14 protein-coding genes are annotated in these 13,604 nt (G+C 60.5%); 11 read left to right on the top strand and 3 right to left on the bottom strand.

Annotation, left to right across the window (positions count from 1 at the left end):
• Positions 1-133: 133 nt before the first annotated feature.
• The 6 genes from K1X75_03100 to K1X75_03125 all read left to right on the top strand — a co-directional run bounded on the left by K1X75_03100 (position 134) and on the right by K1X75_03125 (position 6,557).
• Positions 134-2,293 (top strand): cyclic nucleotide-binding domain-containing protein, encoded by a 2,160-nt coding sequence (locus K1X75_03100; protein MBX7057027.1) that lies wholly within the window; start codon positions 134-136, stop codon positions 2,291-2,293.
• Between the two features lie 237 nt (positions 2,294-2,530).
• Positions 2,531-4,111 carry an IMP dehydrogenase gene (gene guaB, locus K1X75_03105; GenBank protein MBX7057028.1) on the top strand — a complete coding sequence of 527 codons (1,581 nt, stop codon included), beginning with the start codon at positions 2,531-2,533 and terminating at the stop codon, positions 4,109-4,111.
• A 74-nt stretch (positions 4,112-4,185) separates the two neighbouring features.
• The gene (locus K1X75_03110; protein ID MBX7057029.1) at positions 4,186-4,989 is read left to right on the top strand and encodes a pentapeptide repeat-containing protein; all 804 of its coding nucleotides are present in this window, start codon (positions 4,186-4,188) and stop codon (positions 4,987-4,989) included.
• Positions 4,990-4,991: 2 nt separating this feature from the next.
• Positions 4,992-5,177, top strand: a complete 186-nt coding sequence (locus tag K1X75_03115) for a hypothetical protein (GenBank protein ID MBX7057030.1) — start codon at positions 4,992-4,994, stop codon at positions 5,175-5,177.
• Positions 5,178-5,242: 65 nt separating this feature from the next.
• Positions 5,243-5,587 carry an STAS domain-containing protein gene (locus tag K1X75_03120; GenBank protein MBX7057031.1) on the top strand — a complete coding sequence of 115 codons (345 nt, stop codon included), beginning with the start codon at positions 5,243-5,245 and terminating at the stop codon, positions 5,585-5,587.
• 58 nt (positions 5,588-5,645) lie between these two features.
• A complete protein-coding gene (locus tag K1X75_03125; GenBank protein MBX7057032.1) occupies positions 5,646-6,557 on the top strand; it encodes a hypothetical protein in 912 nt (303 codons plus the stop codon).
• 20 nt (positions 6,558-6,577) lie between these two features.
• On the opposite strand, the gene K1X75_03130 is transcribed toward K1X75_03125, so the two are convergent.
• Entirely contained in the window at positions 6,578-7,219 is a 642-nt protein-coding gene (locus K1X75_03130; protein MBX7057033.1) for a flagellar filament outer layer protein FlaA, read from the bottom strand.
• A gap of 147 nt (positions 7,220-7,366) precedes the next feature.
• Between K1X75_03130 and K1X75_03135 the strand changes: the two genes are divergently transcribed.
• The 4 genes from K1X75_03135 (at position 7,367) to rdgB (ending at position 10,231) form a co-directional block, all read left to right on the top strand.
• Positions 7,367-8,416, top strand: a complete 1,050-nt coding sequence (locus K1X75_03135; protein ID MBX7057034.1) for a hypothetical protein — start codon at positions 7,367-7,369, stop codon at positions 8,414-8,416.
• Positions 8,417-8,771: 355 nt separating this feature from the next.
• Complete coding sequence (locus K1X75_03140; protein ID MBX7057035.1) at positions 8,772-9,224, top strand: hypothetical protein; 453 nt, start codon at positions 8,772-8,774, stop codon at positions 9,222-9,224.
• A 43-nt stretch (positions 9,225-9,267) separates the two neighbouring features.
• Positions 9,268-9,570 (top strand): STAS domain-containing protein, encoded by a 303-nt coding sequence (locus K1X75_03145; protein MBX7057036.1) that lies wholly within the window; start codon positions 9,268-9,270, stop codon positions 9,568-9,570.
• A gap of 7 nt (positions 9,571-9,577) precedes the next feature.
• Positions 9,578-10,231 (top strand): RdgB/HAM1 family non-canonical purine NTP pyrophosphatase, encoded by a 654-nt coding sequence (rdgB, locus tag K1X75_03150; protein MBX7057037.1) that lies wholly within the window; start codon positions 9,578-9,580, stop codon positions 10,229-10,231.
• A 27-nt stretch (positions 10,232-10,258) separates the two neighbouring features.
• Here rdgB and K1X75_03155 read toward each other — a convergent pair whose 3' ends face one another.
• Positions 10,259-11,539: an AarF/ABC1/UbiB kinase family protein gene (locus K1X75_03155; protein ID MBX7057038.1), complete on the bottom strand. Its 1,281-nt coding sequence runs from the start codon at positions 11,537-11,539 to the stop codon at positions 10,259-10,261.
• Between the two features lie 58 nt (positions 11,540-11,597).
• Positions 11,598-12,809 (bottom strand): hypothetical protein, encoded by a 1,212-nt coding sequence (locus tag K1X75_03160; GenBank protein ID MBX7057039.1) that lies wholly within the window; start codon positions 12,807-12,809, stop codon positions 11,598-11,600.
• A 46-nt stretch (positions 12,810-12,855) separates the two neighbouring features.
• Between K1X75_03160 and fliN the strand changes: the two genes are divergently transcribed.
• A complete protein-coding gene (gene fliN, locus K1X75_03165) occupies positions 12,856-13,422 on the top strand; it encodes a flagellar motor switch protein FliN (GenBank protein ID MBX7057040.1) in 567 nt (188 codons plus the stop codon).
• Positions 13,423-13,604: the final 182 nt, after the last annotated feature.

Here is a 13,604-nt window from a genome sequence, read left to right on the forward strand (position 1 = left end):
TCAGGCTTGCTTTTCCAGGACTGTCAGGACTGCCGATAAGCAATGAGGGCGCAACTTACGCCGCGCTGCAAAAATTCATCCGCGGCGCCGGCGGCCTGCGCTATTGCGCCGTCGAAGACAACGAGGGTAGGGGATGTCACTGATCGAGGTCGCACCAGGCGTAAACGTACTCAGGCACGAAGATCGGACCATTTTGTTCGGCTGTCCGCCGGAGGTGATCAAGCACCTTATGCTTCGCGGACTGGGAAGCCCTCAGGTCATCGTGCTGCCCGACACCCCCTACCGTTTTGATGTTCTACAAAATTGTACGGAGTTTCCGCTCTACTATTTTCTATTCGTTGATGGGAACTTCCGGCAGGGAAAAAAGCTGACCATCGTCGGCACGGCCGGTCATCTAAAGGCCAATCGTCGCCTGCTGCGACTGACGCTGCTTGGACCGACGCGCAAAGAATACGACGCGCTGGGCGAAAGTCCCTGGTTCGATGAACTCTATCGTGAATCTCGCGCTCTGGCGGTCAAGGACCAGAGCGGACGCGAGCTGACCATCGACGACTTTGTCCACTTTGTACCCTTCGTCAATGGCATCGCCAAACTTCCCGATGGCTTGCAGATTGCCCACAGCGGCCGCGACCGCTTTCAGGCCGGCGGCCATACGATCGACATCGGATTTGATGAGCCGCAACAGGCGCCCTACGATTTGCGCGACGATTTTACGGTGACCATGCCGGCGCGCTTTGGCGTTACGGTGACCGGCGGGGCCTCCGGCTTCATCGCCGATAAGCCCTGCTCCTCGCTGGTTCTGCACTACAATTCCGAGCACATGCTGATCGATTGTCCGCCTTATCTGAATCAAGCGCTGAATGCCCGCGGCATTGCCGCTGCCGAGATCCGCTCGATCTTCTTGACGCACATCCACGATGATCACTGCAATATATTTCCGCTCTTGCGCCTCTCCAACAAAGTCAGCATGATCACAACCAGAGAGATCTTCTGGATGGCGATCATGAAGCTCTCATTGCAAACGCTTCTGCCGGCCGAAGAAATCTCAGCGATGATCCACTTTGTGGAGGTCAAAGCCTATGAGACAACCGAGTTCTTCGGGGTGTCCATTGAGCCGCACTACACGGTGCACTCGATTCCAACCATTGGCGCCACCTTCCGCATGCATGAGGGCGGCGCCAGCCGCAGCATCGTTTTCATCGGCGACAACAAGGCCTTCAGCGATATTGAAGCAATGGTGGAGCAGGGCGTTGTCCGTCCTGAAAAGTTCAGAGCGCTCAAGGATCGCTATACGGAGCGCCATGATATTCTTTTTGCCGACGGCGGCATGGGAATCTTGCACGGCAATCCCCGGGACGCATTGAAATCGCAATCGGATCGCATTGTCTTCATGCACCTGGAAAAGTTGCCGCCGGAGTTTGACGCCACCTTCTCCCATGCCGTGGCCGGCAAACGCTACAATATCATCCCGGGCAGTCAGGACGCACATATCATTCGTACCATGCATATCATCAGCGCCAGCTTTCGCGACATCTCCTCGGAGTGGAGTACGGCGTTGATGAACAATTTCAAGATTGTGACCTTCAATGCGGGCGATATCATCTTCAAGCAGAATGAAAGTTCCAAGGGAATCATCTATGTGTTGCTCAGCGGCGTCTGCAGCGTGGTGGTCCACGATGGCCAGCGATTGACGGAGAAGGCGCGCAAGGATGCCGGCGATTTTGTCGGCGAGATGGCGGTGCTCGATCAAAACAAAGTGCGCTCCGCTTCGATTGTAGCGGCAACGCCGGTAACGCTCTGCGCTCTCGAAGAAAAGCTCTTTCATGAATTTCTGGTGGCCGAGGAGCGCACGGATGAAATGCGCCAGCTGTGGAGAACACGGGCCGAACTGGAACGCTTCTGGCCCTTCAGCGATTTTTCAGACAATGTGAAGGATCGTATCGCCCGCAATGCGCTGCGCAAGCGCGTTGGCGCCGGCGAGACCCTGGTCAAGCAGGGGCAAAGCGACGGAGAGTTTTTCATTGTCCTGTCCGGTGAATACAGCGTTCGCCACGATGGCCGGGAGATCAAGGTTCTGCGCGGCGGCGATATGTTTGGCGAATATGGTTCGCTCGACGACTCGGTGCGCAACGCAACGGTCAGCGCCCTGTCCGACGGCGAAGTGCTGGAGGTGGCCCGCGGCGAGATCCGTCGGATCATTGACCAGGCGCCGATTTTCAATTTCAGCATGCGCGAGCTGATGATGCGCCGCAGCCGGGAATTGCGTCAGCTGGATAGCGTGCGTCGCGCCTGAAGCAATTCCAACGCCCGCAAGGCCTGTCCATCGCCGCCAGAGGGCGGGGCGCGCCCGCGCTGCCATTTTGGCGGCGGATTCAGTCAAATTTGCTGGCCCGCGGCAGGCGCAGAGGGGGACCTGACGGATTCTGTCGCTAACTTGCGAAACGGTAGACTGCGCAGCAAATCGAGCATTTCATATACTGAAAGGCAATCAAGGGGTGAGGCCATGGCGCTGACGGCGGGACAGGAGCGAATGCTGAGGGAGCGGGAGCTGCGTACGGCCCCGGATGACGCCCTGAGCGCCGCCGATCCGGCGGCCGAGGGTCAGCCCGCCCCTCTGGACGGCTGCAGCGGCGAAGAGCTTTTTGAGGGCGCCACGGGCATCACCTACCGCGACTACCTGGTGCTCCCCGGCTTCATTGACTTCCACTCCACGGAAGTGGAGCTGGACGCCCAGCTTACGCGCAACATTCGAATCAAGCGTCCGATGGTTTCCTCGCCAATGGATACGGTCACTGAAGACCGCATGGCCATTGCCATGGCTCTGCTGGGCGGCGTGGGCATCGTCCACTACAACAACAGCATCGCCGATCAGACGGCAATTGTGGAGCGCGTGAAGCGCTTCAAGAACGGCTTCATCACCGATCCGATTACGCTTGGTCCGGAAAATAGCATCGCCGATCTGTATCGCGTTAAGGAGCGCTTTGGCTTTTCGGGTATTCCCATCACCGAGGATGGGACGCGCAATTCCAGGCTGATTGGCATTGTTACCAATCGCGACATTGATCTGGAGTCGGATGAGTCAATCAAGCTCGGTCAGGTCATGACTCGCGAGTTGATCACCGCCAGCGAGGGCGTGGAACTCAAGGACGCAAATGATCTCTTAAAGAACAGCAAGAAGGGCAAGCTGCCCATCGTCAATCAGCGCGGCCAGTTGACAGCCTTGATCTGTCGCTCTGACATCAAGAAGCATCGCGAATTTCCCTTTGCCTCGAAGGACGAGCTGAAGCGTCTGCGTTGCGGAGCGGCCATTTCCACTCAGCTCGATTCCCGCGATCGTGTGGAGGAGCTGATTCGTGTCGGTCTCGATGTCGTGGTGATCGACTCGGCGCAGGGAAATTCTCGATACCAGATGGAAATGATCCGCTGGTTGAAACGCAACCACCCGCAGGTGGAGGTGATTGCCGGCAACGTGGTGACCACCGATCAGTGCTTCAATTTGATTCAGGCCGGCGCCGATGCATTGCGCATTGGCATGGGTCCGGGATCGATTTGCATTACCCAGGATACCATGGCGGTCGGTCGCGCTCAGGCCACTGCCATCTACCGCACGGCGATGTTTGCGGCGCGCTACGGCGTCCCAGTGATTGCCGACGGCGGCATTGCCAACATCGGCGATATCGCCAACGCCCTGGCCATTGGCGCTTCGACCACCATGATGGGCTCCATGTTTGCCGGCACCCATGAAGCTCCAGGCGAATACTTCTATGAAAACGGCGTTCGTCTGAAACGCTACCGCGGCATGGCCTCGCTGGAGGCCATGGAGGCCGGCGGCAAGAAGCGCTATTTCTCAGAGGACCTGGACATCAAAGTCGCTCAGGGCGTTTCCGGGGCGGTGGTCGACAAAGGATCGATGTTCAATTTTGTTCCCTATCTGGTGCAGGGATTGAAGCTGAGTTTTCAGGATATGGGCGTGCGCACAGTTGGCGCGCTGCATCAGGCGCTGTACAGCGGTCGTCTGCGCTTTGAACGGCGCAGCCTGAGCGCCCAGGCCCAGGGCTCCGTTCACGGCCTCTACAGCTACCAGGCGCCATCGATGTCGACCAAGAGCTGACAACTATCAGGAGCCCCTGCCGCGCCGCTCGCCCTGGCAGGGATTTGGGCTTATACTGACCGCAAGCAAAGCATATGGATTTTGAACGCTTCAAGAATATCAACGATCAGCGACTGAACTATCGTGAGATGGAGGACGCCTCTGTGGTATCCTCCTATCGAAACACGGGTTGCGGCGACGGCTACCGTCTCTACCTGAAGATCGACGGCCAGGGTCCAGCGGCGCGCGTCGTGGACGCCAGCTACACCACCACGGGCTGCGGCTTTGGGTTGGCGGCGCTGGCTATGGCTACCGATTGGGTTCGCGGACGCACCATCGCCGAGGCGGAAAGGATCTCGCCGGCGGATATTGAAGCGCTTTTCGAATTTCCGGAGCGTCGCAAGAACTATCCGCAATCGGCCTGCGAGGCCCTGCAAAAGGCGGCTGCGGATTTTCTGAACGGGACCGGCATTCGGCCCGAGGACCGCGTCAGCAAGGCCAGCGCACTGGCGCTGCTGGCAGAGCAGGGGCACCTGCGCGGCGCAAAGTTGAATCAGGTCATCCTGGAAGGCGAAGACCTTTCTGGAGTGGATTTCTCGGGCGCCGATTTGAGTCACGCCTATCTGCTGGGCTGCAAGTTTGACGGCGCCAATCTGAGCGGCGTCCGACTGCGCGGCGCCTTTCTCAACGGCTCCAGCCTGCGCGGCGCGGACCTGCGCAATTCCGATCTGCGCTGGGCCAAGCTGAGCGGCGCCGATCTGGAGGGCGCTCAGTTTGAAGGGGCGCAGTACGATGTTGGAACGCGCCTTGATCCGCGCCATACGGCGCTGTTTGCGGGCATGGTTCAATCCGGGAAAGAGGCCTATGTAGAAAAGGCCGCGTCAAAGGCAGGATCGTGAAGCTGGCGCCCGGTGATCGCAAGAAATTGATGCGCAAGACCTTTCTGCACAATGGCATTTTTGTGTTTCAGGGTCAGCAGGTCGTAGTACAGGAAACGCGCCCGGATGGCGTGGTGGTTGAGTACATGGACCGCGAAGGGCATCCGCACCTGCTGGAAGGCGTGGACAGCGGCGAACTTGTCGATTGATCTTGCCTGAAATTCTGAATTGACCCGGACATCACAGACCGGCGAGCCTGGGTCTGGCTCTGGAAATGCTGCAGCTCTTGAAACAAGATGGAGACCGCCTCTCCATGCGCCTGCTGGCCGACCTGAAAATGGAGAACGCGCCGGATTTTTTTGAGACTTTTCAGGCCTCCATCCGCGACAGCCACCAGACGGTACTGGTCGATTTCAGCCGTATTCGCTTCGTAGATAGCTCGGGCGTCGGCATCCTGCTGAAGTGCGCCCATGCGCAGCGCGAGCGTGAAGGAATCTTTCTGGTCTACGGTCTGAGTCGTTCGCTGCATTCCGTATTCAAGCTGGCCGGCCTGTTCAAAATCTTTCAGCCGATCGACGGCGCCGAGGCTCTGCAACGATTTCCAGAACTTGCAGTCTGAAAGCAGGGCCTCTGGCTCTCAAGAATGAGCCACAGCCTGGCCGACGCTGATGGGGAATATGTTCGTCCGCTTTGCACCTGGCGCCGTCCGCAGTTTGGTTCTGGCCATCCTGCCCTTCGTCCTGCTTGCAGGAAGCGGCTGCGCCCCCTTCAGCTCCCGCGAAGCGCTGGTCTATCGCAAGAACTTTGCTTCCTACCGGCTATTTGAAGAAGACTATCCAGATACAGATTTGCAGTCAAAGATCGGCCCCACCCAGGCGCTGCCGCCGATCGACGCCGCCCAACTTCATGCACTGCTGAGCGGACTGCGCTATCGCCGGCAGCTGGCGTGGAGCGTCGCCGAAGGACCGATTTTCCAGGATCGCGAGCTGGAATACCTGAGCCCCTATTTGCTGGAATCGTTACAGCTTCTGCCGGCCGGTTATCGTTTGCTTTTCACTTCGCGCTACGATGCCGATCGCTCCGTGTCTTCCCGCGAGTACCGGACTACGGCAATGCTGTGGCAGGATCAAAGCGGACTCAACTTGATCTTTGGCGAAATCCATGAGGCAATTCCAGGCGGCCAATCTCTGAACTCCGCGGAGTGGACGGATGTATCGCCGATCAGCTTCCATCGCGCCTTTCCCGATCTGGAGATATTGAGCGCCAGCTCCTTCCAGTTCAAGAGCGTTGATGGGCGCAACCATCGCACCTGGCTGGTATTTGGCGCGCCGTCGCTTGCGCCTGCGGAATCGTCATCCGCTGCCGAGCCTGGCGCCGCTGCAACGCAGAGCCCCGCCGATCCGCAGCAGACGCCGACCTCGGCCGCGCCGGCCTCAGGCAGCGAGCCAGAGAGCTATGTTCCGGCGCCTGCGGCGCCGCAGCGCAGCGCTGCCGATCGCCTGCGCGAACTCAATCGTTCCCTGGAGGACGGACTGATTTCGCCCTCCGAATACGAAGGAGAGCGGCGGCGAATCCTCAGCGAATATTGAAGCGCGCTGCTGGGCCTCGACTACAGATTCCAGTCGGGCGGCGGTCCGCGATGTGGATCGCGCACCTGCGCTGTCATTCGGTCCAGCGAGAACTCCGTTAGCTGCGAGCCCGATCCGGGCGGCAAGCGCACCACAATAGCCAGAATTTCCAGACCGCTGCTTTGCGCCGATGAAAGCGCTTGCGGACGCTGTTCCATTGTCGCCGGCGGCCGGCAGTGCAGCTGGCGCCATCCGCGGAAATCCAGGCGGCCCAGCGGACACAGTTCGCTCGCGCCGCGCCGGTCTCTCAGCAGCAGCGACAATTCGTCCAGGCGACCGGCGCCGTAGGCCCAGAGCGAAATGCCTATGACATGACCGTGTATGTCAATCGGCGCCGCCGGACTCAGACGAAACCCGGCGGAAGCCCCGCCCTGAAAGCTAACGTAGAGTGTCCGGACGCTTTCGGCCACCGGCGGCGGCGTGAGTGCGCCGAGAGTGGCAAGTCCGCGACCGTCATCGGCGCGTCGCACCTGCATTTTCCAGCCCTCGTCCTCTGATTCAAAGTCGGCGATGACGAGCTGGCGATCGATGATGGCAAGTTCCTCCGGGGCTTCGGAGGATTGTGCCAGAAGCGGCAGGGTCAAAACGACGGACATCAGGGCGGCAGACTTTGTCCAACGCATGTCAGTACATCGGACGAAACTCATGCTTCAGACAGGCTTGACATAGGGCGCTTTGCCTGGCTTTCTGGACCTGCCCGGATTATGTTTGATTTTTGCGCCGCGCTCCAGACAGAGCGGCCGGCCTTCCGGGGCCTTCAGGAGGACTGAATGAATCGAGTGTGGCGCATCGCCGCGTTTCTGGTAGCTCTGGCTGCACTGCAGCCCGCCTTGTCCCAGGCCGGCGGGAACCAGGGCGCCCTCTCGCCGGGTGAAGAACCGGAATCCGCCGCCCCTGCCGGCGGACAGACCCAGACGCCGCCGGCGTCGAACGCTCCCGCTGGGGCCGAAAGTGGGACCGCGCCGGCCAGTTCGGTTGCTCCAGTACTCTGGAAGAACCCGGACTCCAGCGTGATCTACGCCACGTCCACTGTGAAGTTCGTGCTCAGCGCCCGTGACAATATCTCCGATCTGGACTACATCGAGTACCGCCTGAACAATGGCGAGTTCCGTCGCTATTCGGCGCCCTTTACGCTGGGCGAACAGGGTCCTTACACCATTACCTATCGCTCCGTGGACCGCGCCGGAAACCGGGAAGTAGATCATATCTACTCGGTCATTGTCGATGACTCCGGTCCGACCATCCTGATGCTGCCAGCGCGGGCCTTCATTGCCCAGGGCGGACGCAGCTTCTCGCCCTCTGGCAATACCTTTACCCTGCGCGCCTCGGATGAATACTCCGGCGTAAAGCAAATCCGCTATTCGATCAACAGCACAGAACTGAAGCCCTACAACAACGGCGAGACCGTGCAGTTGACGCAAAGCGGCTCCCATCTCATTCAGTGGGAAGCCGTCGACAATCTGGGCAATCGCAGTCAGGGCAGCCTGCTGGTACAGGTCGACGCCGACCGGCCCACGCTGGACATTCGTCCAACTCAGGCTTTGAATCGCGTCGACGATCGTCAGTATGCTCGTCGTAACACCGGCTTTCGCGTCGAGGCGACGGATGTAGGTTCCGGCATCCAGACCATCCTCGTTCGCCTGGATGGATCTCCAGAATGGCAAACCTACACCGATGCGATCTTCTTTGATTCAGAGCGCGAGCATTCGATCGAGGCAAAGGCAATCGATGCGGTTGGCAACGAAAGCGACGTTCGCAGTCTGCGCTTCATCGTGGACGACAATCCGCCGACCACCGAACTGCGCACCAGCGTAGAGTAAGCGCATCGCAGCGGCCAGGGGCCGCTGCAGCGCTCAGGCAGCCCGTCCGCCAGAAATGGCCGACGGGCTGTTTTTTTTGGGTACAGCGATCGAGCAGACGACGCCTGTCTTTGTGCCGCTTTCCATTTTCTATCCGCCGCAATGCGCCATATGCAACGCTGAAGTGGATCCGGGCAGTGTTTGCTGCATTTCCTGCCATCCGCTGCTGGAAGCGGAGCGGCTGCAGTCCGCCGGCCGCTGCCGGCGCTGTTTTCTGCCGGTCACCGTCGGCTCATGCCAGTTCTGCAATGGCCGTGTCCGCAGTTTCGATTCTCACCTGAGCCTGTATCGAATGAGTGCGGCCTGGAGGCGTCTTTTGCACCGCTGGAAATTCGACAATGACCGGGGCGCGTGGCGCGCCTTCCAACCCGGTCTGCAAACGATCCAGGCTCGGCTTGGGAAACTGCGCTTTGACAGGATTGGCTGGATCGAGTCCGGGCGCGCGGGCTGGCAAAAGCGGGCGTACCAGCCCTGCGCGGATCCGGCGCGCTTCCTGGCGCAGGCCCTCGGCCTGCCCTGTGGCGGCGATCTGTGCAAACGCTCCGGCGGTCGCCAGAGCAGCCGCAATTTTGGCGATCGCTTCCTGGCGCTGCGCGGGACCCTGGATTGTAAGGGTCGCCAGCTCCAGGACTGTCGACGCTATCTGCTGCTGGAGGACGTATTTACCACCGGAGCGACCGCCAACGCCGCTGCCGCCGCACTAAAAAAGAATGGCGTGCTGACTGTTACAATCCTGAGCTTGCTGCTCAGGGAAGAAGCATTCGATTGAACGCATGGACGCCCCGCAGAAAAGTAAACATGGTCGAGCAATCGTGCTCACGCTGGCCGGCAAGATCCAGATGGGCGATACCGAGCGTCTGGAGAAAGCCCTCGACGAATTGGTCGGCGGCGAAGAGCGCAGCTTTGTAATTGATCTGTCCGGCGTCGCCTATATCTGCAGTTCGGCGCTGGGCGTGCTGATCGCGGTCAAGCGCAGGATCGCCAGAATGAACGGCGAGGTGCGCTTGATCATTCGTCCTGGAGAGGTGCTTGATCTTTTTCGCCTGACCATGGTCGATCGAGTGTTCCCCATCCATCGCAGCGTCGAGGAAGCCGCTCAGGCTTCTACACATTGAGGCCGCTTTGTTTCGCCATCTGCGAGAAGAATTGAGCAAGTCGGGCGTGCTTCTGGCCAGCGCCAACAGCGGCAAACTGCGCGAATTCAACCGCATCCTGGGATCTGCAGGTTTGCAGATCCATACGCCAGAAGAGCGCGGCTTGCGACTGGTCGTTGACGAAGCGGCGCCAAATTTTGCCGGCAATGCCATTCTCAAAGCCGAGGCCTTTGCTGCGGCTTCCGGCCTTCCAACGCTGGCCGATGATAGCGGGCTTGCGGTGGAAGCGCTTGGCGGGGCGCCCGGCGTACGCAGCGCACGCTATGGCGGTCCGGGCCTGGATGATGCAGGACGTCGCCGGCTGCTGCTCAGCGAATTGCAGACGGTGCCGGAAGGGCGAAGGCAGGCGCACTTTGTCTGCGCTCTGGCCCTGGCCATTCCCGGTCGCGCTCCCATTGTCTTCGAAGCCAGCACCGAAGGTAAAATTCTTACCGAGGAGCGCGGCGAGGGCGGCTTTGGCTACGATTCAATCTTTCAGGATCCGGAAAGCGGACGAAGCTACGCCGAACTCAGTCCAGAAGAAAAGGATCAGCGCAGTCACCGCGGCAAGGCCCTGCTGGCCCTGGCGCGCGCCCTCGATCGCGAGCTGCATAGCGCCGGCGGATTTCCAGCAATAGATTGATAGTACGGTCCGCGTTGTGGCGCCGCTCTAGCCGGGACTCTGTGGAAGTCGCTCCAGGCGCGGGTCGGCAAAGAGATCCATCTCTGGCGCCAGCAGGCGAATGTAGCGATCGAAGTACAGAATTTGTTTGAATAGCAGCGCAAATTCACGGGGAAAGCGAATGCCGTGTCGCTCGCCAATCTCCACCATCTGAATCAAGGTGCGGTTCAATTCGCCTTCGTCGGGCGCCATGCGCATGCCGCTGGCCAGCGCCGCCTCCGCCATGCGGTTCAGGCCAGAAAACATTTCTTTCAGATCGGCGCCAAAGCGATCGACATCGACTTTCTCATCGGCGGCGCCGATTGCGCTCAGGGCCGCAGCCATTGCGCGGTAGTCCTCGGCGCTCATGGCCTGCATCAGATCATTCATGGCCAGCCAGGTTTCGCGGCGTATATGACCGACAATGCCAAAGTCGATGAACCCAACGCGACCATCCTCCAGCGCCAGAAGATTGCCGGCGTGAACGTCGGCGTGGAAGAACTGGCACATGGTCAGGCTGGCAAACCACGTATTGAGCGCAGAAATCAGCGTGGCCTCTGGATTGGGCGAAACGCGCCGCAGCGACTCAAGATCGGTCAATGCTGAACCAAAAAAGCGTTCCATGGTCAGCAGGCGACTGGTTGTGAATTCGTGGTAAACGCGCGGCGCTGCGGCGCTATCAATAGCAGCCTGTTCCAGAAAATCTCGAAAGAGTTCAATGTTGCGCGCCTCCAGCAGGAAATCGCACTCTTGAAGCATGGTTTCCTGAACATCTTGAATGATGCCGGAAAGCGAGGTCCGTGCAAAAGCAGGCGCCAGCCGCTCCAGAATTGCAGCTGCGATATAGAGAAAGTTCAAATCGGCGCTGAGTACGTCGGAGACTCCAGGCTTTTGCACCTTGAGGACCACATCCAGTCCATTGTGCAGACGCGCTGCGTGGACCTGAGCGATGGAGGCCGAGGCCAGCGGCTCTTGTTCAATGCTGGCAAAGCAATCGGCCAGCGGACGGCCCAGCTCTGCTTGAATCGTGCGCTCCACGACTCGAAAGGGAATGGGTGCGGTCTGATCCAGGCACTTCTGAAACTCGTTCACGTATTCGGGCGGGAAGAGCGATGGACTCGAAGCAATGAACTGGCCAAGCTTGATATAGGTAGCGCCCAGACGTTCAAAGGTCTTGCGCAACAATGCAGGCGCCGGCGGTCGATCGCCCAGCAGCCATTCCAATCCGGTTCCGGCCAGAGCGCCGGCGGTTTCGCCCAGGCGCACTGCGCCGCGCCAGACCTGGCCGATGGTCTCGAAGAAGTCGCTCACGCCTCCATCATCAAGGGCTGGGCGATGATGTCGAATATCATTCGCCGGCCGGAAGCCGGGGGCGGGCCGGCGGCCTTCGACTTTCCTGCTCCGCGAGGGCAGGCTCCGCTGCGGAGACAATCAGGAAGTCCAGATAAGATGCAAACCACAGTGATTCCCATTGCAGGGGCGCGGGAATGCCGGCGGCTGCCAGCCAGCGGTTCAGAAGGCTGGCCTGTTGCGGCGATGGCGGCGTGAACTGATAGAGTCGATTCAGCGGAGCGCTTCGCTGAAATTGCAGGCTGCGCAGGCGAGCCTCGGCGAGGTCCGGCGCAAAGAAGAACAGCTCCCGGGAAAAAAAGGAGGGCGGACTGCGTCGCCGCGAAGCGCCGCCCAGCATAGAAAAACCCAGGCGATGCCGCTCGGGATTCTCCAGCCGAAGGATCAGCCCGCGAGCGCTGAAGCCAGGCTTTGGGCTGGTAGCCTGCGGAAGCGGGCGCAGGTAGTAGCCCGGGCGCAGCGCATTACCCTGCAGCGACAGGGCTGGCAGAAATAGCCAGCAAACCGCCTTCTCGGCCCCTGGCTCGGCGGCGCTGTCGTCCCCTGGTAGTAACTCTCCGCCGTCGCGCGCCAGCGTCAGCCACGCGCGAAAACGCTGATCTGGCCTGGCAACGCGCGGAATGGAAAGCGGCGGCGGCAGCAGCTCTTCCAGCCGGGCGCCGCCTAACTGCAGCGAAAAAGCAACGGCGCGCCTCAGTCGAAATCCTCGACTCAGTTCATAGCTGCGCAGCAGAGCTGCCGCCTGCAGCATGCCGCCAGAGTCCGCGCTCAGCGTCAGCGGGTCGAATAGCGCCGCGAGCTGCTCAACAGCGCCAGGCGGTCGGCGTCCCTGCTGGCGCCAGGATCCGCGCTGCAGCGCCCGTTGCACCATTGCGGTGGTCGTTCCCAATAACCAGCGCTCCGGCGCCGCGCGCAGGTCGCCGCTCTGTCCCGCCACTGTGACGCTTCTGGCGTCTTCGCTGCTCCGGGCGATCCATTGCAGCGGCGCTGCGCCCAGCCATCGCTCGCCCTGAATTCGTAAATTTTCGGGCGCTGTGATGCTCAGCGTTGGTCGGTCTGTGGCGCGCTCAAAAAGCTGTCTGAGACCCCAGTGCAGCGTCTGAATGCTCAGCAGCGCCGCGCCCCGGAGCCGATGCCACAGCCTGGCAGCAAGATTTCTGGTCGCTGCCCCAATTGCGGCAAGCCAGACTGGCAGAGCGCGTACGGCCATTCCAGTATTGTATCGGTCTCTCAGCGCCACGGTCGATAATCAAGCTATGGCGGAAAGCGGCGGAAGCCTCTCGCAGGACGAGATAGATCAGCTGCTCGGAATGAGCGATGCCCCCCCTGCACCCGATGCGCCGGCCTCCGGCGGCGCAGGCGGAGGCGGCGATTCCGGCGCGGGCGACCTGAATCTTGATTCGCTGCTTGGCGGCGGAGACTCTCCATCTATGGGCCTTGATGCCGACGCCCTCAGTGCGCTGGCCGGCGCTGTTAGCCCGCCGCCTTCGCGTCGCGCCGCAGCTCCCGGTGGCGGGGGAGGGGGCGGCCCAAGCCCCGGCGGCGGCGAAGGCGGCGGCCGCAGCGACAACGTAGAGCTGCTGCTTGATGTATCGCTGCGCTTCACCGTAGAACTTGGCCGCACGCAGATGTTCATCAAAGACGTGTTGATGCTTGGCGAAGGATCGATTGTCGAGCTGGACAAGAACGTCGGCGATGAGGTGGATCTGCTGGTTAACGATCGCTTTTTTGGCCGGGGCCGCCTGGTGGTAATGGACGAATTCTTCGGCGTTCAGATTTCCTTCATTGCCGATCCGCTGGCTCAATTCCGGAAGCTCAAGTAGCGCCTTCGCAGCTTAACGCCTCGCTGCGAAAAATTTGACGAAGCCTGAAAAAAACTGCTCCCATCTGCGCTTCCCGCCGAGCGGCAAAAGCCGACCGGCGCGGCAAAAAATGGGCGCCCCCTCTCATACCGAGGCCTCCTTTCCACGATTATGAAACGTAGCCTCAGGCTGCACGGGCATGG

The sequence above is a fragment of the Leptospirales bacterium genome, from assembly GCA_019694655.1.
Taxonomy (GTDB): Bacteria; Spirochaetota; Leptospiria; order Leptospirales; family Leptonemataceae; genus SSF53.

Excerpts from the sequence above, each read along its gene's own strand:
- K1X75_03130 (MBX7057033.1), bottom strand. The coding sequence starts at position 7,219 with ATGCGTTGGACAAAGTCTGCCGCCCTGATGTCCGTCGTTTTGACCCTG.
- K1X75_03100 (MBX7057027.1), top strand. The coding sequence starts at position 134 with ATGTCACTGATCGAGGTCGCACCAGGCGTAAACGTACTCAGGCACGAA.
- K1X75_03110 (MBX7057029.1), top strand. The coding sequence starts at position 4,186 with ATGGATTTTGAACGCTTCAAGAATATCAACGATCAGCGACTGAACTAT.
- fliN (MBX7057040.1), top strand. The coding sequence starts at position 12,856 with ATGGCGGAAAGCGGCGGAAGCCTCTCGCAGGACGAGATAGATCAGCTG.
- K1X75_03135 (MBX7057034.1), top strand. The coding sequence starts at position 7,367 with ATGAATCGAGTGTGGCGCATCGCCGCGTTTCTGGTAGCTCTGGCTGCA.
- guaB (MBX7057028.1), top strand. The coding sequence starts at position 2,531 with ATGCTGAGGGAGCGGGAGCTGCGTACGGCCCCGGATGACGCCCTGAGC.
- K1X75_03120 (MBX7057031.1), top strand. The coding sequence starts at position 5,243 with ATGCTGCAGCTCTTGAAACAAGATGGAGACCGCCTCTCCATGCGCCTG.
- K1X75_03160 (MBX7057039.1), bottom strand. The coding sequence starts at position 12,809 with ATGGCCGTACGCGCTCTGCCAGTCTGGCTTGCCGCAATTGGGGCAGCG.
- K1X75_03125 (MBX7057032.1), top strand. The coding sequence starts at position 5,646 with ATGTTCGTCCGCTTTGCACCTGGCGCCGTCCGCAGTTTGGTTCTGGCC.